Here is a 24,410-nt window from a genome sequence, read left to right on the forward strand (position 1 = left end):
CGTTAACGTCAAGGTTAATAAATCGCTTTCTGAAGAGTAGTTTTTTTCATTTACTAACATTGGATTTAGAACTAAAATAAATTTTAATGACAAATATTTCAATCGGGATAAAAGGGGTGCTGGGATGCAAGGGGAGGGCTTGGCGCAGGGGAAGACCCTGTCATCCGCCGGCGCGGAACGGCTTCCTCTGTTTCGCCAACGGGGGTTTTTGTTGATGTGGGCGGGCAAAAGCTTGACCGGTTTGGCATTGTTCTCCTTTATGACGGCACAGTCTTGGTATGTGGTCCGTGAGCTGCAGAGGGATGACTGGATGGGGTGGGTGTTGATGGTGATGACCATCCCCCGGTTACTGCTGTTTCCCTGGGGCGGGGTGTTGGCAGACCGGTTTCCCCGAGCATCCATGATGAGCCTGTCTCTGTTTCTCCGTGCCTTTTGGATCGGAGCCATGTTGGTCACTTATGGGATGGGTGAACTACATATCGCAGCCGTGATGATCTTTTCGTTCGGATACGGGATGTTGGATACCATGTTTTGGCCCGCCAGCGACTCCATCCTGCCGGAACTGGTGGAAAAAGAGCAGCTGACCCGGGCCAACTCGTTGATCTTTACTACTTTTCAGCTGACGATGGTTACCGGTCCATTCATTACAGGAGCGATCCTGACCCATGGGTCGTATGTCGGTGTCTTTTCCTTTGTCACGTTCTTTTTGCTGGCGGCGGGTGTGGTGATTCGGTTGCTGCCGAAAAAGGAAACGGAGAAGACGGAAAAGATGCACTCGCCGTTGCAGGACTTGAGAGAAGGGGTTCGATACGTACGTCACACTTCCTATCTGTTCGTATTTTTGTGGGTGACTTTGGTGGTCAACTTTTTCTTTGCCGGGCCGGTGAATGCCGGTTTGCCGGTGTGGGTGGATCAGGTGTTAAAGGGAAATGCACTGGACTTGAGTTATATGGAAGGAAGCCTCGGGGTCGGTATGGTGACTGGTGGCCTCTTGGTGGGGTGGCTGAATATAAGGAAGAAGCGGGCAATCCTTTTGTTGGGAACCGTGGCGCTGATCGGTTTATCCATGGCGGCTTGGAGCCAGGCAACCGTATTGTGGGAGGGGATGGTGGCTCTCTGTCTGATCGGATTCTGGCTCTCCGTGGGCAACGTAACTGGAGCGTCTCTGGCCCAGGAGTTGATTCCCAAGGAAAAAATGGGCCGTGTGTTCAGTTTGAACAGTACAGCTTCCTATGGGCTGATCCCCATTTCCCATGGGTTGGTTTCCGCGTTGTTATCTCTGGGTGTCTCCCTTGACGGGATGCTTTGGTACAGCGGATGGTTGTTGACCCTCTATGTAGCAGGCATGCTGTGGAAGGTAAAAGTATTGCGGACGTTGGACTAAAGTAGCGATCCCTATGCACCGGGGAGGAGACCCCGTAGAATGGAAACCCATTCAGAACATCGAATTGCACCAATTACACGGCTAAAGCGGACCGGGAGCAAAAAGGCGGTTATCTATATGTGCTGATCAGCTTTCGCGTGGAAGATGCAGCGGCTTTGGGCTTGCTCGATTCCGATGGGAAAGCGAAGGGAGAGAAAAAGGACCGGGGCTGCTGAAATTTTTTTGGATTAGATAGAAAAAATTATGAAAACGGGCTTGTGACGGAGATGATGGCTTGTCACCTCGCTCAGACAGCCTGGAGCGGGCGGAAGAATTTACCTATGTATTGTATAATGAGGAGGATCCGAACCAAAGGGGATGATAGGATGCAGTGGCGCAGAGGGTTTGTTGCCTGTCTGGTGATATGCAGCATGGTGTTGTTGCTGGCGGCCTGTAACGATGATCCCCCGGATCCGCCCAATCCTCCGAATCCAGGTGATCCGGGGGCTCGAGGAGATAAGGTGCTGTTTGATGCGGGGCATGCCCAAACTGCGGGCAATGCCGATTGGACGGTGGAGGGCGGATATTCGGAATTTGCCGATGCGTTGAAGAAAAAAGGGTTTGAAGTCGATTCAGTCACTACCACCATTCGACCGGACTCCCTCAAAGATGCCGCGGTGCTGATCCTCCCGGAACCCAATAAAAACTATACTCCCGAAGAAAAGTCGGCGATCGACCGGTTTGTGCAAGAGGGAGGCGGCGTATATTTTATCGGGGATCATATCGATTCCGACCGGGATCATGACGGTTGGGATTCGGTGGAGATTTTCAACGGATACCAAAAAGGAAAAGGAAACAGCAGCGAGGGGTGGGTGGGAAAAACCTACGGCTTTACCTTCAATGAATCATCCTTTTCGGAGGATCCGATCCGCAACATTCGTCAGACACCGTTAACCAAAGGCGTCGATGAAGTCGGAAGTTGGGCCGGAACCACGATACATGTGACGGATCACAAGAAGGTGGAAGAAGACATTCAACCCTCCGGTCAAAAAGACCCCTACCATATTCACGGTACGGTGGGCAAAGGGCGGTTCGCCGCGCTGGGGGATTCCTCTCCCTATGATGACGGAAAGGGAGAGCCCGGTGATCGGCTTCACCCCAACTGGTTTGACTATGATCATCCGGCATTGGCCGTCAATACAGTCGAGTGGCTGGCCGAGAAAAAATGAATCGGTCCTACGACCTTGGACGCAGTCCCTTCCGGATATGGAAGGGACTAATTTTGTAATGGCCTCTCCATCTCTGCTCCGATGTGCCTATGGGGGTGACGGGATACGATAAAGGCACCCTATCAGAGAAACGGAGATGGTCCACATGTGGAAGGAGCGGCGACTGTGGCTGTTGCTGGGCGGGAATATGGCCTCATCTGTGGGATCGGGGATCTCATCCATTGCGGTTCCATGGTTGTTGATCCGTCGTTCGGGCGGTAAGGAGTGGTTCGGATATCTGATGTTGGGGATGACGGTGCTCTCTTTTTTGCTTTCACCTTATATAGGGGTCATGGTGGATCGGTTTTCCCGCAAGCGGATCTTGTTGGCAAATCAATGTCTGGGAGCTGTGATAACCTTTCCGATGGCTTTGTGGGGATGGGCAGGGGGGGTTTACGAGACATGGATACTCCTGGTGATCGGGGCATCCGGCTTTTATACTGGACCGTTCATTTCCCCACGCAGTTCGCCTGGGTGCAGGAGATGTTTCCCCCCACCCGGTTTCGTGTGTTAAACAGTGTTTTGGAGATTCAGAGCCAGACCGCCAGTATGCTGAGCGGCGGTTTGGCCAGTTTGCTGCTGGGAAAAGTGCCGGTAGCGCTTATTTTGACATTGGATGCGGCAAGTTATGTGATCGGCGGGGCAATGATCGCCTGTATCTCTTCCCGGTCTTCCTCTCGGTTGGGAAGCAATCGTACGGTTACCTGGGTGGCGGATATGATGGAGGGCTTTGCCTGCCTTCGGACAGATCCGCGGCGGATATCTTTTTTTCTGTGTGCGCTTTTTCCCTTTATCGCAGTGATGGCTGGCAACTATGTCAATCCGATATTCGTTGTGCAGACACTGCGGGCGGAGCCTTCGGTATTGGGCTTGTCCTCCCTGTTGTATGCCGTTGGGGCAGTGTTGGCGGGGTGGACCGTCTCCCGGCTCATGGAGCGGAAAGGAGCGGTATGGGTCATCGTCGCTTGCGTTGCATTGTTTGCTGCAGGGCTGGCCAGTGTGGCATGGTTTCCTGTGGTGCTCATCTTCTTGGTGGCGGAAACGGTGATGGGGTGGGGGAATGCCGGTGCGCGGATCGCGAGAAATACCTTGCTGATGGAGACTGTTCCCAACAAAGTGATGGGAAGGGTCAACAGCTTTTTCATGGGAGCGGGATACGTATGTCGCTTGCTACTTCTCGGCAGTTTTACGTGGCTGGTTCCCGGTTATGGGGCGGGGCTGGCTTATCAGTTGTTGGCGGTGCTGCTCGCGCTGGCATTGGCTGGGGTTTGGTTGACACGAAAGGCTTTTGCTAGATCAAACCGAGCCCACCAGTATATGGCGGGCTGAGATTCCTGACAAAGTTCTGGCAGTTATATAGGAGCGGAAGGGCTGAAGCCGGAATATATTGAGCTGCATGGTGATTCCAAGAAACAGGCTCACTCCTATGCTTTGGAGCGAATCCGATATGAATATGCAGCCTTAGTCTATTACCTAAATTAAGGTATGTACTCTATGGTTAACGGATCGGGTGCTGTCTCTACCCTTTTGAATCAGTTTCATCGACTGGTGGACGCCACAACCGAATGGGTCTACCCGATCCTGGGAATGAATGTAAAGGGGGGTGGCAAGTGATTTCTCCATTATCCAATGGGACTATAAAGATAATAAGCACCGCTACCAAAAAACCCGAACCCTTGGCATGGGTATCGGGTTTTTTGGTGTTTTTGGTGACCCCACTTAGTTGATTCGCATCCACTTAAAGTGGCTCCCCATCGACTTTTTCTCCAAATACCTTTTTCAGGATGGGCGGGGTTACCAACGTTGTCAGGATGACCACGATAATGATCGATGTATAAAATTCCGGTGCCAAAAGCCGGGTTTCCAAACCGATAGCCGCAATGATCAAAGCGACTTCTCCCCTGGAGATCATTCCGGAACCGATTCCGATGGATGAACGCAGGTTGAACCCGGTCAAACGGGCACCGAGCCCGCTACCGATCAGTTTGGTGAAAACCGCAAGCACAGATAAGCCAAGAATCAAGCCGATCTGATCCCCCAACCCGTTGAAGGAGACCGATACCCCGATACTCACAAAAAAGACGGGGACAAAAATGGCGTAGGCGATCGGTTCTAGCTTTTGTTCTACCTCCTGCTTGTATGAAGTTTGGGAAATTGCCACGCCAGCGGCAAAAGCTCCGATGATCCCCGCCACCCCCAACTTTTCCGACAGATAGGCAAAGCCAAAACAAACGATCAATCCCGCACTGATAACCGCTTCCGTAACACGCAGGGGGGCTAACCGTCGCATAATCCAGGGGACGAACTTCCAACCGATCAGGATCACCAAGATAAAGAACAACACTTTCTTTCCAATCACCATCCCCAGACTGACTCCTCCGGCTCCAGCAAAACTCATCAGAAAGGCGAGCAGGACGACGACCAAGATGTCATCGACGACTGCGGCTCCTAAGATGGTCACGCTTTCCCTGGACTTCAGCCGGCCCATATCCCGCAAGGTCTGTACGGTGATACTCACCGAAGTGGCCGAAAGCAGCAACCCCAGAAACAGGGCCGGGGTGTCCCCCATCCCCATCGTTTTGCCGGCGAAATATCCACCCAATAACGGAAGAATAATGCCACCCACCGCAACAGCGAGGGAAGAATTCCTGTTTCGGTTCAGTTCTTTGATATCCGTTTCCAGACCAGCCATGAACATGAGCAGTAACACGCCGATTCGGCTCAGTTCCTCAATCAATTTCGAATCGTTGATCCAACCAAGCAAAGCAGGACCAATCACAATCCCAATAACCAATTGGCCTAATACGGCGGGTTGCTTCAGTCTGACACTGAGATCTCCAGCCAATTTGGTACTGAGTAAAATGATAAGCAGTTTAAAGAACAACATGAGAATACTCCTCCTTCAAGTTTATTGTTCCCAAAAAAAAAACAGAGGAGCCCCTTGGTGACAGGCTCCTCCAGAAACACATGCTATTCGGTTAAGTTAATTATACTTGAAAATCCGTACAAAAGCACTAAATACCATTTATTGGGTAAATTGCAGTTTTCATAGTGTTGCTGGTTCTACCCCAAATATCATATTCACTAAGGTGTTTTTCCAACTAATCCCACGCTATCTGTAAATATTACACGGATCTCGGAGAACCCCTCATCTACTTGAAGGGGGTTTTTTGATTCGATGAACACTTTTATTCTTTTACTTCAGTAATGCTTTGCAACAAAAATCTTTTTATCTTCTTTCCGACTCGCATAACCAGCCGTTCTTCAAAAGGGAGAACATCGACGACATATCCGGTATATTGTTCCATGCCTTTCTTCGTTTGATACGTAATGGTGATCGCTGTCTGTTGTATATATGATTTTCTGATCAGTCGGAGTAACAAAACGAATTCCCTCCCATTAAGGGTCCTTAATACGATGTTTCCTGTAGTAAAGTGAAGTAGTTTTGATGGGAAAAAATCCGTACTCGTCGTGTTGTAAGAAAATATGTTTCAATCTTCCCCAATGGGACCGTTTAAGTGGTTGTCAAGCGATATGTAATAAGAATCCTGCTTCGATTTTGATTCTTTCTTCGCATGATTACCCCCTAGAATGATGCTTTTTCTGGTTCATGGGTCACCCTTCCTATCACCCCATCAAGGAGACAGGAAGGGTTGTTGAATATCATACGTCTTTGTACCTACTAGAATGAATCCTTTGTAGGATTCGTTTCGATATAGAGATATGTCAGAGATTACGAAATTTTTTATGACGAGTAAAACCCGCGTCAAAGCTGAACGACCCCTTTTTATGAAAACGGAGAGAAAGCATAAAATTGGACCTATCCTGCCTCAATTTCAAATAGGGCAAGGGATTTCTCTCCAATCTATCCATAAGCGGAAACATTTCCTCCAACCATTTCGTTGCGCCAAATGAGCGTAATTAAATGGCTCAGCGAATCTTTAGGCAGAAGAGACCTTCGTAAAAAAGGAGAGTCCACATGCAACGTCGGATTCAGGGGACTGATTTTATTAAGGGAGTTGCCATACTCGGTGTGATTTTGATTCACGTGACGGCATTTAGCCTGCGCGATACCAAGCCTTTGGCCGATGGCGGTCTATTTTTTGCGTTGAACCAATTGGCTCGCTTCAGTGTTCCGGTTTTTTTTATGTTGTCGGGGTTGTTCCTTTTCTACCACTATTATGATAAGTTTACCGCAGCCCATTTCATTAAAAAGCGGTTCATGTATATCCTGATACCCTACCTGATATGGTCGATTGTTTATCTGATCTATGCATGGGAGACCCAGCCGCAGAGTACACCCCATACACTTAAGAGAACACTGGTTGTTTTTTTAACGGGCCAGGCTTATTACCATCTCTATTTTATCGTCGTTATGACCCAGTTTTATATCCTTTTACCGTTTTTGATCCGCCTGTTTCGCAAGTTCGGCGGACTAACCATCGTTTCATTTGCCTTTGTCGTCAAAATGCTTGCAAACAGCGTGACATGGTGGGAGGCATCTTCCCAGGTTCAGTGGATAGCGTACTTTCCGGAGAAAGCTCTCTTCCCGGTATGGTTATTCTACTTCTGTCTAGGCGGGTGGCTTGGCCAACGAATTGATCGGTTGAAGCTGCTAGGTCGTGCACCTTTGGTTGCTGTAGCTGTCCTGTTCGGTTCGACCGGTCTTCTGATGCTCGTCGTAAGTTTTTTTCACAGAGAAACGGTTTTTTTCAACTTCTCGGTACTCGTTTATTCAATCGTTTCCTTCGTTCTATTGTTTCTCCTGGGCATTAAGTGGAAGCAATCATGGTTATCGGTACTAGGGCGGTATTCGTTTGGGCTTTATATGATACATCCGTTGGTGCTTAACGCGTTGAGCAAATGGACACCAGCCTTCCTTCCGGAAACTTCTTGGACGGAATTTAGCTTCATACTGTTCACGGTGTTGGGATTATCCTTAGGCCTATCGGTGTTTATACGCCGCCTTCCTTACAGTTACCTGTTAATAGGGAAATAAAGGATAAAAGGAGAGATAAAGGCGATCACGCAAATCATTGCTGAGTTGGAAGACGAATTTGGGTTGAACCCAGAGTAAAACAAAAGCGCCCTTCCGGATGGTACCAGGAAAGGCGTTGAAGAAGAAAAGGTGCTAGACTATTTTATCACATGCCAAACCAAACACTACGAACCTTGAAAGGGTATGGAGACGATGAAAACCTGTCCTTACTGTAATGGAGACACCTTTTACTGGGGTCTGCTAGTGTTTTTGTCTGTTATACATGCCTGGAGAGCTCCGGAGAGCAAGGGACCAAGGCGTGACGCGTACCCTGTGGGTGCTGGTATCCGTAGATGGGTGTATTTGAGCATTTATTTCCATTGGCTCGGATTTGGTGGTCATCGCCACAGGGTATTTCGTCGTGCTAAGCGTCGCTACGCTCCACAGTTATCGAACATCTGTGACGTCGGAAAGGGAGCGACGGGCATTCTCTGTTTAACTGGACAGGTTTGTTATTAAGCTGGCGGTGTTTCTTCAGTCGAGACTTAAATTCAGGGCTTTTGCCAGACCGCTGGCGATGGCCCGGGCCAGTCCCCGCAAAAAATCGCCGTCTCTCAGCAATTCATTTTCCCGTCGATTGGTAATAAACAGATTTTCCAGTAAGATGGCGGGCATGTCCGTATATTTCAGGACATAAAAGCCGGCCTCCTTTTTGCCTCGGTCCCGGATGTTGTAGTCGTCCAGATAGCTCATTACGCTGGAGTGAATAGCTGTTTGTTTGGCAAGGGTGGAGTCGTATGCATTGTATAGGACGTATGATTCAAACCCGCCGACCGAACTGTCTTCATAGGAGTTGCAGTGAAGGCTGATGAAAAAGTCGGCTCCTTTGCGGTTGGCCCAGTCGCACCGTTCTTCCAAGCTTTTGTAGTCGTCATCGTACCGGGTGAATGTCGCCGCCACCTGGTACTTTTCCAACTCTTGGTTCAGCAGCTTCGTCAGTCTTAACGTCACGTTCTTTTCATAGAGATCATAACCGATGGCCCCTGTATCCTTCCCTCCATGTCCTGCATCTACACAAATCAGCTTCACGGCTTCTCACTCCTTTGGTATGGTGGAGATGGAGTCATCTGCTGTATCTGTTTGTTGGGATTGAAAGGAACGTAGGGGTTCAAGGTAGCTGCTGCAATCACTTTAATGAAAATACTGTCTATTCCGATATAATTTTATCACACGACATAGAAGTGAGGGAAGGAAATCATGATTCAACTAAGGAATGCTTCAGCCGGTGACGCTGAGGCACTGTTGACAATCTACAATCATGCCGTGATTCATACCACAGCCACGTTTGATTTGCAGGAGCGTACCCGGGAACAACAGCAACGGTGGATGCAGCAATATGGCGGGCGCTATCCGCTGATCGTGGCGGAACGGGAGGGAACGGTGGTCGGATTTGCGTGTCTCTCTCCCCATCGCTCCAAGCCGGCATATGCACAGACGGCGGAAATCTCATTGTATATCGCACCGAATGCGCAAGGACAAGGTATCGGATCCCGATTGATGAGCGAGATCTTGCATCAAGCGGAACAGCTCAAATACCACGTAATCGTGGCGGGAATCACCGAAGGGAATGAAGCCAGTGTTCGGTTGCATGAAAAATACGGGTTTCAATATGTCGGCCGCTTTCGCGAGGTGGGATACAAGTTCGGACAATGGCTGGATGTTTGTTATTATCAACGGATAATGCCTGCCAAATAAAAAACCGCTGTGTAACCAGCGGTTTGCAGAATCAGCTGATTTGAAAAGTGACAAAGAAGATGATGACCAACATCGCCAACAACGTCACGTTGAGCAGCATGATATACCGTTTGACACCGGCGGCCATTTCCGCAGCATCCGTCGCTTCCCGGACTTTGTTCAACAGTTTTTTCCCGTAGAAGGGGATGGCCACGATGTAAAGGAAGGTAATGAGAGAACCAAAACGTTCTTTGACCAAGAGCCACAACGGTTTGTTTGCATCCCAAGTAGTCAGCATGTACAGTCCGGCGGCCAGTACAAGGACAGCAGTGGGAACAATCATGGACGTGTTCAGCTTGTGTACGTTTTCCAATGTTTGTTTCATCGAAAAGCCTTGTTCATGCTGGCGAATGGACTTTCGAAGGAGAAAGGCCATTCCCGCGATGCCTCCAAACCACGTCGCCATGCTGAAAACATGGATAAACAAAGCGATTTTGTAAGCCATTTTGACATATTCCTCTCTTAATGAATTAGGATTTCAAAAGCATCTACATCGGCCCGGCGACGTTCGCTCGAGCCTCCCCGTCCGCCGTGAGCTTGTTTGAAATGATCGCTTTCCGTCCATCGAATGAAGTGCTCTTTGCTTTCAAATACGGTTTCGGCTACTACATAGGAACCGTCCTCCGCCTTCAACAGACGGAAGGAGATAAATCCGGGTACCGCTTTCATCCGCTCTGTTGCACCGGAAAAACGCTCTTTTAACATGCGCAGGTGATCTTCCGACTCGATGGGAATCCTGTTGTTGACTTGGTACATATGTCCCACCTCCCCCGTGTTTATTTTACATGATTTCCTGTGTAAGAGATTCCATTATTCATCAATTTTCACTCTTTGTTCTGATTTCAAACCAGGTTGAAGCGGAAAGAGATGAAGGGAGTGTAGGAGGGAGCGACGGGTAGAAGGGCTTGTTCTTTGTTCAGCAGTCTTTGCCCTGAATCAAGGCCGCTGGGACGTCCCAGCGGCCTTGTTATTGTCAAGCGATGTTATTGTTGCGGAGCCGTGCTGTCGCCGTCATCCGACGGTGGTGGTGGTGAGGTCGTATTGTTTCCGCTGTCTGTATTGCCAGTGTCACTTCCGCCGGTGGTATCGCCTCCGTTTGAATCCGGCGGTTCGGTGATATCCCCGCCGTCCTGATCTCCGCCGGCAGGATCCTCAATCACCGGTGGTTCTGCGGGTTCTTGCGGCTCAGTCGGTTCTTCCCGCTTCGGCTCTTTCTCTTTTTTCTCTTCCTTTTCCTCTTTCGGCTTCTCTACCGGAGGAGGGGTTGCTGGCTGCTCCGGTTGCTCCGGCTCATCGGAGCCGAACCAGTTGAAGCCGTCATCTTGGTTGTTTCCACCCGGAGGCTGGAAATGGCTCACTTGGGTGCCTGACAGTGTGTCGCTCATCACTTGATTGAAGATGCGGGCGGGGTATTCACCGCCGGAGAGTTCCACCTGGCTGCCCTGTTCATTGAATACCGTGACCGCCATGACATATTCCGGGGTGTATCCCACGAACCAGGATTCCTTGCTGTTTTGTGTGGTCCCTGTTTTTCCGGCCACATCCCGTCCATCTGCCAATTGGGCGTTTTTGCCGGTACCGTTTTGCACCGCGTACTTCAAAATCTTGGTCATCGTCCAGGCTGTATCGGGGCTGTACACCGGCTGATCCGTTTTGATCTTTTTAATAGGTTCCACTTCGTCTCCGTCGGCGTCCACAATCTTGATAATAGCGTGGGCATCGGAAACTTTGCCGTCCCGGAGGAAGCTGGAATAGGCTTGTGCCATTTGCACCGTGCTGACACCGCGGGTCAGTCCGCCCAAAGCGAGGGGAGCCGGTTGTTTATCCGCCGGTTCCAGATCCAGGCCCAGCTTCTGAGCGTAATCGTAGGCTGTGTTTACTCCGACGACATCGTTCAACAGGCGAACGGTGGCCACGTTCATGGATTTGCCGGCCACTTCTTTCAGCGGAACATTGCCGTGATAAGTTTTGTCATAGTTTTTGGGGGACCAGCTGCCGATGCTATAGGGTGTATCCGAAACGATGCTGTTCTCGTTATATCCCTTTTCTTGAACCGCGGGAGCATATACCGTCAGCGGTTTGATGGAAGACCCGGGTTGAATCCGGGAAAGGGCCCGGTTCTCGTACCCCGGCAAGTATTGCCGGCCTCCACCGAGGGCAGCGATGGCTCCGGTTTTGGGATCGATTACCGTAGCGCCGCCGTCCAGCTTCTCATGCCCTTTATAGAAGCTGCTGTCCTTCAGCGCTTTTTCCAGCGAATTCTGGGCTTTGGTATTCAGCCCCGTGTAAATCTTGTAACCGCCACTGGCCAACTCCTCTGATTTCAAGCCGTACCGGTTGGCCGCTTCCTGGATCACATACTGGGTGTATGCCTGATACTTGTCGTCCTTCAGGTATTTGGCCATGTACTTGCGGTTTACACCGAGGGGTTTTTGCTGATATTCCTCTTTTTCCTTATTGCTGATATAACCCAGCTCCGCCATTTTGGCCAAAACGACGTTGCGCCGTTCCTTGGCCCGTTCCGGATGGACATAGGGGTTGTAACCTTCGGGAGCTTTGGGCATGCCCGCCAACAGGGCGATCTCATGAGGCTCCAGTTTTTCTTTGGTAATGTCTTTGTCAAAGTAAATTTTTGCCGCCATTTTGATTCCGCGTACGTTGTTGCCGAGATAAATATAGTTGAGATAAGATTCCAGGATTTGTTTTTTTGTATATTTGCGTTCCAAGTTGTACGCGATGGCGATTTCACTCAGTTTCCGCCAGAAGGTTTTTTCGTTGTTGTTCAAAATCACGTTCCGGGCGACCTGCATCGTGATCGTGCTGCCGCCTTCCGCGCTGCTCATCGTCATCAAGTCAACGGCGAGCGCACGCCCTAACCCTTTCAGGTCGGCGCCGTTGTGCTTGTAAAAACGCTCATCTTCCACGCCGACAAAGGTTTTGGCCAAGAGATCCGACTTCACGTCATCCAGGTCGACATATTCTCGCTGGGATCCTCCGAGAGGCTCCACGGGTTTTTGGTTGTGATCATAAATGGTGGTGGCGAATTTCAAGTTCTTCAAGCTGTCAAGGTTATAGATGGTGGTGGTCGCCAACACAGCGGCACAGCCGCCCATCATAAAGAGCATGGACGTGATGATCACCAACAGCCACCATTTCTTCGTCATCATCGATCGGTAAAATAACTTATTGAAGGTTTTGAGTTTGCTCACATTCATTTCCAACGATCTCCCCCTATTCACCAATATATAACATATTGACGGGGACAGGGTGTTTAAAACTTATTAACAAATTGTTAACACTCTTTTTGGGATAAATGGCCGCAGTCTTCTCTGCAGATCGAAAAGGAGGGGGACGGATGCGGGAAGGGTGTTCTCCCCGTTTCTCCATGATAAAATGGTAGAGGATACATGTGTCAGTCAACAGACTGGGGGTGGAAAATGTGCCTGAATGGATGATATGGCCGATGGTGATCTGGTTTCTCTTTATGATTTGGTTTTTTGCTACCGGCGGGTACTTCATGTTCCGAAAATTCCTCAAAGCCATGCCCAAAGCGGACGGAAAGTCCGAATTGGACTGGCAAGATTATTATATATCACAAACCCGGCATTTGTGGACGGAGGAACAGAAACAATTGCTGGATGAATTGGTGGCGCCCGTGCCCAAGCTGTTTCGGGATGTCGCCAAACAAAGCATCGCTGGTAAAATCGGTGAGTTGGCCGTCAAGGAAGGGGCCGAGGAAATGCGGGAAGACTTGATCATCCGGGGTTACATCATGGCAACGCCCAAAAGGGATCAAAAATGGCTGATCCAAACACTGCAGCGGAAACGGATTGATCTGGCCCCTTACCGCGAGCTGCTGGGTGGTTGATGGTACATAAACGGATTGCCAGCTGGAAGCTGGATGTGAAAAGGGCCGTTGAGGCTAAGGGTGCTGACAAAGTTTCTCGAAATGAGCGGAAGAACTCTTTTGCTCGAGCAGCCACTTTTGACGACGTCCCCAGCGTTGAGTGGGACCAAGGAACGAGCATAGCACGAGCTGAAGCGAAAGCGACAAGGCGTGACGTGTTCCCTGTGGGTGCTGGTGCCCGTGGGTGGAACACAGGCTTTTCTTGTGCTCGCGCCTTGGTTGAGCAAAATCGTGCTTTTTGTCTCCGCTCCACAGTTGCGCTAGAGTCTGTCTGATCATTTGTGATAGGGGGTCCGGTCTGGTGTGGCCGTCTCTGATCTCTTGCAAAAGGATCTTCGCCGATCACACCGACCCTCCCCATCTATCGAAGAAGCTTTTAAATTACCAGACACGGACAGAATCACACCTGTGACATCGGAAGGGAGAGACGGGTAGAAGAACTTTATGCTGTAATTCAGTAGGTTTGCCATTGAGCTGACCTATCGATCATCCGGTGATTCGGAGGGAAAATATGATCCGCGTACATAAACTGGTGAAAGAGTATGAGGGAAAACGGGTGGTGGACAGCGTCTCCTTCAATGTCGATGAAGGGGAAGTCTTTGGCCTGTTGGGGCCCAACGGAGCGGGAAAAACCACCACGATGGAAATGATGGAAGGTCTGAGAACCCCGGACAGCGGCAGTATTACGATCGATGGGTTGGACGGGATCCGCCAACGGGAGCAGGTGAAAGGCATCATCGGGGTCCAACTGCAGTCCACCGCCCTGTTCGATCATTTAAAAGTGAGGGAAATCCTGCAGCTATACGGCAGTTTCTATCCCCGCATGCAATCGTTGGAAGCCCTGCTGACCTCTTTTGACTTGAAAGAGAAAGAGTCGGATCTCGTGAAGCACCTTTCCGGCGGCCAGCGGCAGCGATTGGCGATTGCATTGGCAGTGGTGCACGATCCCAAAGTGATCTTTTTGGATGAGCCTACTACGGGGTTGGATCCCAAGGCACGGCGCGGTCTCTGGGACATTATCCTGCGGTTGAAACAAGAGGGGCGGACGGTCTTTTTATCCACCCACTACATGGAGGAAGCGGAGCAGCTGTGTGACCGGGTGGCGATCATGGACAGCGGAACCATCATCGATCTAAACACACCGGCCGGTTTGATCCGTCAATTGGCTTCCGACAGCGTAGTGGAGTTTATGATGGAAGATGTGGATGAAAAAGAGTTGCGGGAATTGGAGGGTATCAAGGAAATCAGGCTGGGTGACGGCTTTGAGGTCTGCTTGTTGACAGATGATCTTCGTATGACGCTGCGCCGCTTGATCCCGCTGGCGGATGAAAAAGGATGGACGCTGCAAGGATTGCGGACCCGCACAGCTACGCTGGAAGATGTGTTTATCGAGCGGACCGGAAAGAGGTTGAGGGAATCATGAAAGCATATTGGCAACTGACGAAGGCACAGCTCCTCTTGTTTGCCCGAAACAAGAACACCTTTATCTGGTCTCTCTTTTTGCCCGTCTTTATGATGGTGGCATTGGGTACGTTATTGGGAGACAGCGGAGGCCAAATGCAACTGACGGCAGCGGTGGCGGATGAGGATCACTCTGCGGTCTCATCGGAAATGGTGAAGGAACTGAAAAAGACCTCCGGTTTATCCATTAAAGAAGTGGATGCCTCTCTCGGGTTGCGGCAAGTGAAAGCGGGAGATGTACAGCTCCTGATCCGGTTGAAAGACGGGTTGGGAAAACGCGTGGCCCAGGTGAAGGCAAAAGAGCGTGCGGGCTCTGCGGAACTGATCCAAATTTACGTGGATCAGAGCAATCCCGCCGCTTCCCAGATCGGAACCCAAGTCATTCAACAATGGTTGAACGAGTACAATCAGAAGCTGGTTCATTTTCAGCCGGCGGTGAAGGCCAAAAAGATCCACGTCCAGAGCCGTCCGCTGGAATATATCGATTTTTTGGTGCCGGGAATCTTATCCCTTATGATTATGAGCAACAATCTGAACGGGGTAGCCGCCACCATCGCTTCCTGGCGGGAACGGGGTATCTTGCGGCGGATGCAAGGGACGCCGCTGCGGGCTTCCACATTTATCGCGGGGCAGATTACCGCCCGGATACTGCTGAACGGTTTGCAGGCGTTGGCGGTGCTTCTGGTGGCGTACTTTATCTATGACGTTCATGTCTACGGTTCGTGGATCGGGCTGATTGCCTTTATTCTCTTGGGCACCCTCACCTTTATGGCGATCGGTTTTATTATCGCCAGTTTGTCGCGCACACCGGAAAGTGCCGCCCCGATTGCCGGTCTGGTATCCTTTCCGATGATCTTTGTCGGGGGGATTTTCTTTCCTGTTCGTGATTTGCCGGGAATTTTGCAACCCTTGGTCAAGGCGATTCCCATCGGTTATCTTACGGATGCACTGCGGGGCATTATGAATGAGGGAGCGGGTATTCTCCAATTGTGGGTCCCGGCGGCAGTACTGTCGGCTTGGCTGATCGTTTCCTTCGCCGTAGCCGCTTGGAGTTTCCGTTGGGATGTCAAATGATGAATCTGGCAGATAGAGGAGCGAATCATCATGATCATCGGGATTGGCACGGATCTGGTGGATATCGGACGGATTGAACAGGTGGGGGCGGACCGTTTAGCCCGAAGGGTGCTGACGGAGGACGAAAGAGCGCACCTTCCCCGGGAGCCGGTTCGTCGGCTGGAATTTGTCGCCGGGCGATTTGCCGCTAAGGAAGCGGTGGCCAAAGCGGCGGGAACCGGGATCGGCGGAACGGTTGGGTTCAGGGATATCCGCATTCAACCCGATGAACGGGGAAAACCCGTGGCTGAACTGAATGAAACCGCCCGGCACAAGCTGGGATGGGAGGAAAAGGTGTTCATTCACCTGTCCATCTCCCACACGCCCCACCAGGCGCTGGCATTTGCTGTGGTAGAGAGGATGGCTAAGTAAGAGGACATCTCGAACTTGTCAGCCTTGTCAGCATAACCAAGCATAGTCGGACATACATATATAACGCGGTTGGGAGGGACTTCCTTGTATTTGTTCACTGCACAGGAAATGCGCGATCTGGACCGGTACATGATAGAGGAGATCGGTGTGCCGGGAGCAGCTCTGATGGAAAATGCGGGAAGATCGGTGGCACAAGCCATTTTGAACCGAAAACTCCAGGGGACCTTTGCTGTGGTCCTGGCCGGTTCCGGCAATAACGGTGGGGATGGATTTGTAGCCGCGCGCTACCTTGCTTCCGCAGGATGGGATGTCTGCGTGTGGTGGATCGGTTCCGAGGAAAAGATGTCGGAGGAGACCCGGGCCTTTCACCAATCGTGCCTGAAGCTGGGGCTGTCGGTGCAATTGTATGAGCGGTCGCGAGCCGGGGAGCTGAAAGAGATGCTTCAGCGCTGTGACGTGGTGGTGGATGCCTTGTTGGGTACCGGTGTGCATGGGGAGTTGCGGGAGCCCTTGCCGGAATTGATCCGGTTGGTCAATCTGGAAGCGGAACAGGCGCTCAAGGTAGCTGTGGATATTCCGAGCGGGGTGAATACGGATACCGGTGCTATTATGACCGATGCCATTCAGGCGGATGTGACCGTTACCCTTGACTCTCCCAAATGGTGCCATTACTTGCGGCCTGCTGCGGAGTACTGCGGGGAGCTGCAAGTGGCAGACATCGGCATCCCGTCGTTTGCAAAGGCCCATCAAGCACCGCAGGCTCGTTTGAATACGCCCGAGATGTGGAAAGCGTATCTGAAGCCACGTTCCCCTTGGGGACACAAGGGGAGTTACGGTCATCTCCTCGTTGTAGGCGGATCCCGCGGCATGTTGGGTGCAGCGGCCCTCTCGGGCATGGCGGGTTTGCGAGCGGGCGCCGGTTTGGTCACTGTCGCCGTTCCTGAGCAACAGGAGCAGGCGATCGCTGCCAAATTGACAGAAGCCTTGGTATGGGGTTGGCCTGGTACCGACGGCTTCTTCACTGCCAGCGGATCACAAGTGCTCGGGGAGAGAGCTGACCGGTTGAGCGCGGTTGCAGTAGGTCCGGGCGTTGGACGGTTTGCCGGTGAAACGGAGTGGCTGAAAGAGATTTTGGTCCGTTCCCCGTTTCCCATGGTATTGGATGCAGATGCCTTGAACATTTTGTCTGAAGATCCGTCCATGCTGCACATACGCCAACATCCGACCGTACTGACCCCCCACCCTGGAGAAATGGCCCGATTGGCGGGTTGCACGGTACAGGAAGTGGAACAAAACCGGCACCGGATTCCCCGGGAGTGGGCGCAGTTTTATGGGGTCACGGTGGTTCTGAAAGGAACACATACCGTCATTGCCATGTCCGACGGACGCCAAGTGGTCAACCCGACGGGCAGCCCGGCTCTCGCCAAAGGAGGATCGGGAGATATCCTGACCGGCATCCTGGGTGCGTTGTTGGCCCGGAAAATTCCCGTACATGCAGCGGTCCCGATGGGTGTTTACATTCACGGGCTGGCTGGGGAACGGGCGGTTTCCGATTCCGCACACAGTGTTCTGGCCACGGAAGTGATTGACCAGATCGGTCCTGCCATCCATCAGATATCCTGATCGCGCCCGTGCCTGACCGACACATTTCCTGGGAAATAGACAGCCAGTTATTTAGTCATTTTCAGTCGATTTCCCAAGAAAGGAAGGATGAAATGCGTCGGATTGCATGGGTTCTTACTGTCGTGTTGGTAATGACTGTCGGACTGACCGGATGTGGGGAAAAGAGCCCGGAAGAAGTGGTGCACGATCTGTCCAAGCAAATGGAGAAGATGAAAGGGTATAAGAGTCAAGGCAAGATGGTGATTAATACCGGCAGTACACCTCAAGAATACGAAGTGGAAGTCTGGTACAAAAAGCCCAATTTTTATCGAGTCTCGTTGAAAAACACGAAAAAAGACATTACGCAAATCCTGCTTCGGAATAATGACGGTGTATTTGTTTTAACACCCCATCTGGATAAAAGCTTCCGATTTCAAAGTGATTGGCCCGAAAACAGCGGCCAGGTGTATCTTTATAAAACCTTGCTGAACAGCATTATTGACGATCCGGCACGGAAGATGACATCCAAAGAAGGGATTTACCAATTTGAAGTGGCTGCCAAATACCCGCAGAATCAATCTCTGGTCAAGCAGCGGATTTGGATGGACTCCGATTACCGCCCGCAAAAGGTGGAAGTGTTGAACGATCAGGACCAGGTCATGGTGCAGGTGCAGTTTAACCGTTTTGAAGGCAATGCCTCTTTTGATAAAGATGCCTTCGACATGGAACGCAATATGTCTTATGACGGGCATACTGTTCCCACCTTTGTCAAGAAGCCGTCGAGCAAGGACAAGGAGAAAAAGCTGCAGATTCGCACCCCGGGTTGGGTACCTCAGGGAAGCGAACTGGAAGGGGAACACGCTGTACAAACTCCGGCAGGCAAAGCGGTGATCCTTCGTTATCAAGGGAAAAAGCCCTTCACCTTGAGTCAAAGGCAACCACAGGCTATCTCTACAAGTGCAGATGTGTACGGAAAACCGGTGGAGTTGGGGTATACCGTGGGTGTGCTGTTGGAGATGGATCAGGGAAAGCGCCTCTCCTGGATCTATGATGGGACCGAATTCGAACTGTATGGTGCACTGTCGGAAAATGATTTGACACGCATTGCCCGGTCGGTCTACGGACAAGAGGCGAAGTAAGGAGAGCTTTTGTAATGACAAGTGCATGTCGTCAGCTGATGGACAGTATGGTTTGCTGTCCATTTTATTTTTGTAGTGATCCGGATGCTTGCGTGTTGACTTTCAGGTGCAAAAAGGCCAAAGAAAAAGCGACCCGCGTATGAGTACGGGTCGCTTTGCTGATTAACGGATTTACTTCTCGATGGAGACGACCGGGGCATCTCCCTGAGAAACTTCGTCCTTCAGGATCTTGATGCTTTCTCCTTCAGCCAGATTAGTGAAGACCACCGGAGTCGTGATGGCAGGTGCGTTCTTCTTCACAAACTCCAGGTCGACTTCCAGCAGTTTCTGTCCTCGTTTTACTTTGTCCCCTTCGGAGATAAAGGAAGTAAAGCCTTCTCCCTTCAGGTTGACGGTATCAATGCCGAAGTGAATCAGGATTTCTCTTCCGGAATCGGCTTTTATGCCGATCGCGTGTTTCGTGGGGAAGACATTAACCACTTCGCCGTCGACCGGGGATACGACGGTTCCATCAGTCGGTTCGATGGCAAAGCCGTCGCCCATCATTTTTTGCGAGAATACCTGATCATCCACTTCCGTGATCGGGATGACCTTTCCTGTCAGAGGTGCGGCGATTTCGTCGGAGGCTTGCTTTTTCTTTTTGAAGAACATGTCTTTCTCCTCTCCGTTGCCTTTTTCCTCCGTAGTGTCGCTTTCTACTTTATTTTCTTCTTTTACTTCATGCGCGCTGCGCGGTGTTTTTCCGGCGATAATATCCTTCATCTGTTCTTTGATGGTATCCGATTTGGGGCCGAAAATGGCTTGGATGTTGTTGCCCACTTCCAACACGCCAGAAGCGCCCAATTTCTTCAACCGGGACTTGTCCACTTTGCTCGGATCTGCCACAGAGACCCGCAGACGGGTGATACAAGCGTCCAGATTAGTCAAGTTCTCTTTACCGCCCAGTGCTTCCAGGACGTTGTTAGCCAGTTCGCTCTGATCACCGGAAGACGCGGTATTGTCTTCGTCTTCGTCATCATCTTCCCGGCCGGGCGTCTTCAGGTCAAACTTCTCAATCGCCCAGCTGAACATGAAGTAATAAACGATGGCGAAGCCGATCCCGACGGGGATGATCAGCTCCGGCTTGGTGTCCATTTTCCAGTACAACAGGTAATCAATAAATCCACCGGAGAAGGTTTGTCCGGCTTTGACGCCCAGGAATGCCATCAGGGCGAAGGATAGACCGGCAAATACACAGTGAATGGCGAACAAGAGCGGTGCCACGAACAAGAAAGAGAACTCGATCGGTTCGGTAATCCCCGTCAGGAACGAGGTTAGGGCCGCAGACAGCATGATCCCGCCGACCACTTTTTTCTTCTCGGGACGGGCCTTGCGATAAATGGCGAAGGCGGCCGCCGGAAGACCGAATATCATGAAGGGAAACTTCCCGGTCATGAAGGTTCCGGCAGTGGGGTCACCTGCAAAGAACCGAAGCAGATCCCCTTTAACGACTTTACCCGTTGCAGGATCGGTATAAGTACCGAACTCAAACCAGAAGGGCGAATACCAAATGTGGTGCAAGCCAAAGGGAATCAGGGAGCGTTCCACCAAACCGAAGATAAAGGCGGACAGCACCGTATTTTGATGGGTGACCATAACTGAGAACTTGTCAATGCCGCTTTGAATCGGGGGCCATATAAAGATGAACAGGCAACCCAGCACCACGGAAGTGGCTGCTGTAATAATAGGTACAAATCGTCGACCGGCAAAGAAGCCGAGGAACGGCGGTAGCTCAAAGTCCTTAAATCGGCGATACAACATGGCGGCGACAATACCCATGATAATTCCGCCAAAGACACCCATTTTCACGGTTTCGATCCCGAGTACGGGTTCGGTTTTCACACCAAAAGGCTTTGCCAGTGCACCCATGGTGGCATTCATGATCAGGAAACCGATCACCGCAGCCAACCCGGCGGCGCCTTCCCCGCCAGCCAACCCGATGGCCACCCCGATCGAGAAGATAAGGGGCAGGTTGTCAAAGATAACTTGTCCTGCCTGGGCCATCACAGGGATGTCCAACACGTTTTTATGACCCAGTCCAAGCAGCAATCCTGCCGTGGGCAGGATTGCAACGGGAAGCATCAGCGCTTTCCCTACCTGTTGCAGGGTTCCAAATGCTTTCTTAAACATGATTGTGCCTCCTTACTTGATCCACCCGTTGGTATAGGATGATTGCGCTTCCTTTATTGTGCAAACGGTTGCTTGAGTAAACAGACCTATATCTCCCTCTGCACAAAAGTTATGGTACAAAAATTGCTAATGGCCCCCTTACAAAAATACAGTGTACCATAACCTACCCGGCATCCGTCTACCGACAAATTTTCCCCGCTCTTGATAAGAAAACGTATTCAAAATAAACGCCGAATATTTAGTTCGGATGAGATAATCGGATACACCAAAGGGTGGAGTCGTTTTGATAAAGTCATTTTATCAAGGAAAGTCTTTTTAAACAATAAAATGAAATCACAGGTAACCAAAAGATATGTTTTGTTGATTGAAAAAACGGGAGGATAAATATCCGGGTTCTAACAGACTAGTCTTTGCAAACTGCCTCCATGCGATGTATCATATCTTTAAAACTTGCAAGAATGACGGGGTTCGCGAGCAGCTGGAGCCGGCCGAGTCGGCGAATGCTTCATGGATTTGTCATCCGATGAGCAGGTGAAGGTTCGCGTTGTGAAGGAGCTTGGGATGATGGAAGTCAAACCGATTCAACAGGAAAAGACCCCTTACCGCCTTCTGTTGCACAAAAAAAGCCGTTCGTTACGTTTGTGGGAGATGGGGATTTTTTTGGCGGGCTTTTTTTTCATGCTCCCTTTTTTTGAGGTGCGTTCCCCCTCTTTTGCGATCGCATTGATTATGTTTGCGGCTTTCGTGATGTTGGGGGCACCTGCGATCTACCGGCTGGTATACCGTCCTCGCTATACTTTGTATGCTGACCGGCTGGAGATCCAGTTTGGCCGGAGCAAGGATGTCTATAATTTGAAGCAACTCCGTCCGGCTTATGACTTTCCCTATGTATATCAATGGGGTAACAAGCGATTGTATTTGTTGGTTAGCGATGCCTTTCTCGAATCGTTGGAAACCCGACTGGAAATGATCAAACATGGGTTGGATGCTCAATGAGACAGGATTATTACCGGGATACCTATGCAGAAATCGACCTGGATGCCATTGAACACAATGTCCGGCAATTCCGCCGCCGTTATCCCTCCCGGGTGAGACTGATGGCGGCTATAAAGGCAGATGCCTACGGGCACGGGGCTGTCCCTGTATCCGAAGCCGCCCTCTCTGCCGGAGCGACGGATTTGGCCGTCGCTTTTTTGGATGAGGCTTTGGAGTTGCGTGAAGCGGGGATTACCGCCCCGATTTTGATACTGGGCTATACGCCTGACCGCGGAATCCGCCCTGCCGTGGAGGCGGACGTGGCGCTCACCGTTTACAGAGAAGAATCGCTTCCTGCCTTGGCTGATGCCGCAGTGAAAACAGGTAAAGCAGTGCGTGTTCATGTCAAAGTGGATACAGGGATGGGGCGATTGGGTTTAGCTGAGGAGGAACTCGTCCCATTCATGCAGAAATTGACGACGATTCCGGGTGTGCATGTGGAAGGGTTGTACACTCATTTTGCTTGTGCCGATGCACGGGATAAAACCTATACACGGAAGCAATATGAGACCCTTACCCGAATGGTGGAGGACCTGCGCCGGGAAAATCTGCCCGTACCCATGGTACACAGCGCCAACAGTGCAGCTGCGATTGAGTTCCCCGAAATGGCGGATGGCATGATTCGTTTGGGCATCAGCATGTACGGTTACTATCCGTCGGAAGAAGTGGATCGGGAAGCCGTTCATCTGAAGCCGGCGCTTGCTCTGAAAACCCGGATTGTTCACCTGAAACAGCCCAAAGCTGGAACCGGCATCAGCTATGGTAAAACCTTTGTTGCTGATGGCACCCGCTGGATCGCCACACTGCCTATCGGCTATGCCGACGGCTTCAACCGCTTGTTGTCCAACCGGGGAAGCGCCCTCGTCCGGGGAAAAAAGGTGCCGGTGGTGGGAAGAGTCTGCATGGACCAGACGATGGTGGATGTGACCGATGCCATGCCGGTAGCTGTCGGAGATGAAGTGGTACTGTACGGCCAACAGGGGGATGCCGTCATTCATGTGGATGAAGTGGCCCGTTTACTGGGGACCATTTCTTACGAAGTGACCTGCATGATCGATCGTCGGGTGCCGCGGGTTTACGTTCGGTCCGGACAGCGGATCGGCGTGTTAAACCGTCTGGGCGGCGGTGTAGTTTAAAGAGGCGCAGCTGTTTTGGCCAACGGGCGTTTTGTGTTCCGGCCAAAAGCGACGGAGCAAAAACAATCACGGGAGTGCACAAGGACAGCGCTTTGAAAAGGAAGGAATTTTGCTGACCAAGGCGAATACATTTAATATTGTCCCTGAGCAGATACAAGGCGGATCAGATGTTGGAGCCCTCGTTCCCGGGTTTTCCCGTTGGACCGGGGAGATGGGCGATGGCTGGGGCTGCACTTGGTGTGTGCGGTTGTCCTCATACCAGTATATTTTTGCAACGGGTTTAACATAATGGTAGTATTGATAAGGGAAATCGCCAACGGTGATGATTGGTTGGGGGTGCGAAGATTGTCCGAGACGAAGACAAAGAGAATCATGATCAGCTTGCCTCAGCACTTGCTACAAGAAGTGGACGGGTTGGCGGAAAAAGAAAATTCCAACCGAAGCGAGCTTGTTCGGAGAGCGATGAAACTTTACCTGTATGAGCGGAAAAAGCGCTTGATTCGCGAAATGATGCAGCGGGGTTACATGGAGATGGCAAAGATCAACCTCAACATTGCATCAGAAGCGTTTGAAGCGGAAGAAGAGGCGGACGATACTACGATTCGCTTGGTTAGCGGGGTGTAACCGATTTGATTGTGAAGCGTGGCGATGTTTATTTTGCCGATCTTTCTCCTGTGGTCGGATCCGAGCAAGGTGGGGTGCGCCCCGTTTTGATCATTCAAAATAACATCGGAAATCGGTTCAGCCCCACGGTTATCGTCGCCGCGATTACTGCCCAAATTCAAAAAGCCAAGTTGCCCACGCATGTGGAAATCGACGCCGCGAAGCATGGTTTTGACCGCGATTCAGTCATTTTGCTGGAACAGATTCGAACGATAGATAAGCAACGATTGACCGATAAGATCACCCATTTGGATGATGAGATGATGGTTCGGGTGAATGAAGCCCTGCAAATCAGTCTCGGTTTGATCGATTTCTAAAAAGAGAGATGCGCATGCAGCCGCCTCTCTCTTTTTTGTTGGTATAATATAAGAGCGGTGCAACGGGCTGCCGGCCGGAGTAAGGCCAGGCAG

General features: G+C 51.0%; 22 protein-coding genes. 15 read left to right on the forward strand and 7 right to left on the reverse strand.

Annotated features, from left to right (window positions below):
* Positions 1-124: 124 nt before the first annotated feature.
* From IEW70_RS13490 to IEW70_RS13505, 3 genes are all read left to right on the forward strand, one after another.
* The gene (locus IEW70_RS13490) at positions 125-1,384 is read left to right on the forward strand and encodes an MFS transporter (RefSeq protein WP_188648442.1); all 1,260 of its coding nucleotides are present in this window, start codon (positions 125-127) and stop codon (positions 1,382-1,384) included.
* Positions 1,385-1,749: 365 nt separating this feature from the next.
* Entirely contained in the window at positions 1,750-2,592 is an 843-nt protein-coding gene (locus tag IEW70_RS13495) for a DUF4350 domain-containing protein (protein ID WP_188648443.1), read from the forward strand.
* 441 nt (positions 2,593-3,033) lie between these two features.
* Positions 3,034-3,960 (forward strand): MFS transporter, encoded by a 927-nt coding sequence (locus IEW70_RS13505; protein ID WP_229751994.1) that lies wholly within the window; start codon positions 3,034-3,036, stop codon positions 3,958-3,960.
* A gap of 409 nt (positions 3,961-4,369) precedes the next feature.
* On the opposite strand, the gene IEW70_RS13510 is transcribed toward IEW70_RS13505, so the two are convergent.
* Complete coding sequence (locus tag IEW70_RS13510) at positions 4,370-5,518, reverse strand: cation:proton antiporter (protein WP_188648446.1); 1,149 nt, start codon at positions 5,516-5,518, stop codon at positions 4,370-4,372.
* 301 nt (positions 5,519-5,819) lie between these two features.
* Positions 5,820-6,014 (reverse strand): YolD-like family protein, encoded by a 195-nt coding sequence (locus IEW70_RS13515; RefSeq protein ID WP_188648447.1) that lies wholly within the window; start codon positions 6,012-6,014, stop codon positions 5,820-5,822.
* 596 nt (positions 6,015-6,610) lie between these two features.
* Here IEW70_RS13515 and IEW70_RS13520 point away from each other — a divergent pair.
* Positions 6,611-7,630, forward strand: a complete 1,020-nt coding sequence (locus tag IEW70_RS13520) for an acyltransferase (protein WP_188648448.1) — start codon at positions 6,611-6,613, stop codon at positions 7,628-7,630.
* Between the two features lie 513 nt (positions 7,631-8,143).
* Here IEW70_RS13520 and IEW70_RS13525 read toward each other — a convergent pair.
* Positions 8,144-8,698, reverse strand: coding sequence for an N-acetylmuramoyl-L-alanine amidase family protein (locus tag IEW70_RS13525; RefSeq protein WP_188648449.1), 555 nt, complete (start codon positions 8,696-8,698; stop codon positions 8,144-8,146).
* Between the two features lie 168 nt (positions 8,699-8,866).
* On the opposite strand from IEW70_RS13525, the gene IEW70_RS13530 reads away from it, so the two are divergent.
* The gene (locus IEW70_RS13530; protein WP_188648450.1) at positions 8,867-9,364 is read left to right on the forward strand and encodes a GNAT family N-acetyltransferase; all 498 of its coding nucleotides are present in this window, start codon (positions 8,867-8,869) and stop codon (positions 9,362-9,364) included.
* Positions 9,365-9,395: 31 nt separating this feature from the next.
* Here the strand turns inward: IEW70_RS13530 and IEW70_RS13535 are convergent, their stop codons facing one another.
* The 3 genes from IEW70_RS13535 to IEW70_RS13545 form a co-directional block, all read right to left on the reverse strand.
* Positions 9,396-9,848, reverse strand: coding sequence for a hypothetical protein (locus IEW70_RS13535; RefSeq protein WP_188648451.1), 453 nt, complete (start codon positions 9,846-9,848; stop codon positions 9,396-9,398).
* A gap of 17 nt (positions 9,849-9,865) precedes the next feature.
* Positions 9,866-10,159, reverse strand: a complete 294-nt coding sequence (locus tag IEW70_RS13540; RefSeq protein ID WP_188648452.1) for an antibiotic biosynthesis monooxygenase family protein — start codon at positions 10,157-10,159, stop codon at positions 9,866-9,868.
* A 227-nt stretch (positions 10,160-10,386) separates the two neighbouring features.
* Positions 10,387-12,618: a transglycosylase domain-containing protein gene (locus IEW70_RS13545; RefSeq protein WP_229752007.1), complete on the reverse strand. Its 2,232-nt coding sequence runs from the start codon at positions 12,616-12,618 to the stop codon at positions 10,387-10,389.
* 236 nt (positions 12,619-12,854) lie between these two features.
* Between IEW70_RS13545 and IEW70_RS13550 the strand changes: the two genes are divergently transcribed.
* The 6 genes from IEW70_RS13550 (at position 12,855) to IEW70_RS13575 (ending at position 18,997) form a co-directional block, all read left to right on the forward strand.
* Positions 12,855-13,271: a DUF2621 family protein gene (locus IEW70_RS13550; RefSeq protein WP_188648552.1), complete on the forward strand. Its 417-nt coding sequence runs from the start codon at positions 12,855-12,857 to the stop codon at positions 13,269-13,271.
* 550 nt (positions 13,272-13,821) lie between these two features.
* The gene (locus tag IEW70_RS13555) at positions 13,822-14,733 is read left to right on the forward strand and encodes an ABC transporter ATP-binding protein (protein WP_188648454.1); all 912 of its coding nucleotides are present in this window, start codon (positions 13,822-13,824) and stop codon (positions 14,731-14,733) included.
* On the forward strand, positions 14,730-15,845 hold the full coding sequence (locus IEW70_RS13560; protein WP_188648455.1) for an ABC transporter permease: 1,116 nt from the start codon (positions 14,730-14,732) through the stop codon (positions 15,843-15,845). The genes IEW70_RS13555 and IEW70_RS13560 overlap by 4 nt, the downstream gene beginning before the upstream one ends.
* A gap of 30 nt (positions 15,846-15,875) precedes the next feature.
* The gene (gene acpS / locus IEW70_RS13565) at positions 15,876-16,256 is read left to right on the forward strand and encodes a holo-ACP synthase (protein ID WP_188648456.1); all 381 of its coding nucleotides are present in this window, start codon (positions 15,876-15,878) and stop codon (positions 16,254-16,256) included.
* Between the two features lie 84 nt (positions 16,257-16,340).
* On the forward strand, positions 16,341-17,879 hold the full coding sequence (locus tag IEW70_RS13570) for an NAD(P)H-hydrate dehydratase (RefSeq protein WP_188648457.1): 1,539 nt from the start codon (positions 16,341-16,343) through the stop codon (positions 17,877-17,879).
* A 92-nt stretch (positions 17,880-17,971) separates the two neighbouring features.
* A complete protein-coding gene (locus IEW70_RS13575; protein ID WP_188648458.1) occupies positions 17,972-18,997 on the forward strand; it encodes a LolA family protein in 1,026 nt (341 codons plus the stop codon).
* A 171-nt stretch (positions 18,998-19,168) separates the two neighbouring features.
* Here IEW70_RS13575 and ptsG read toward each other — a convergent pair whose 3' ends face one another.
* Positions 19,169-21,166 carry a glucose-specific PTS transporter subunit IIBC gene (gene ptsG / locus IEW70_RS13580; protein ID WP_188648459.1) on the reverse strand — a complete coding sequence of 666 codons (1,998 nt, stop codon included), beginning with the start codon at positions 21,164-21,166 and terminating at the stop codon, positions 19,169-19,171.
* Between the two features lie 507 nt (positions 21,167-21,673).
* On the opposite strand from ptsG, the gene IEW70_RS13585 reads away from it, so the two are divergent.
* The 4 genes from IEW70_RS13585 (at position 21,674) to IEW70_RS13600 (ending at position 24,317) form a co-directional block, all read left to right on the forward strand.
* Positions 21,674-22,162: a hypothetical protein gene (locus tag IEW70_RS13585; RefSeq protein WP_188648460.1), complete on the forward strand. Its 489-nt coding sequence runs from the start codon at positions 21,674-21,676 to the stop codon at positions 22,160-22,162.
* Positions 22,159-23,337 (forward strand): alanine racemase, encoded by a 1,179-nt coding sequence (alr, locus tag IEW70_RS13590; protein ID WP_188648461.1) that lies wholly within the window; start codon positions 22,159-22,161, stop codon positions 23,335-23,337. Before IEW70_RS13585 ends, alr begins: the two co-directional genes overlap by 4 nt.
* Positions 23,338-23,709: 372 nt before the next feature.
* Positions 23,710-23,961 carry a CopG family ribbon-helix-helix protein gene (locus tag IEW70_RS13595; protein WP_308423169.1) on the forward strand — a complete coding sequence of 84 codons (252 nt, stop codon included), beginning with the start codon at positions 23,710-23,712 and terminating at the stop codon, positions 23,959-23,961.
* 5 nt (positions 23,962-23,966) lie between these two features.
* On the forward strand, positions 23,967-24,317 hold the full coding sequence (locus tag IEW70_RS13600) for a type II toxin-antitoxin system PemK/MazF family toxin (RefSeq protein ID WP_188648462.1): 351 nt from the start codon (positions 23,967-23,969) through the stop codon (positions 24,315-24,317).
* The last annotated feature ends 93 nt before the right edge of the window (positions 24,318-24,410 follow it).

This window comes from Marinithermofilum abyssi (assembly GCF_014641195.1).
Lineage (GTDB): Bacteria > Bacillota > Bacilli > Thermoactinomycetales > DSM-45169 > Marinithermofilum > Marinithermofilum abyssi.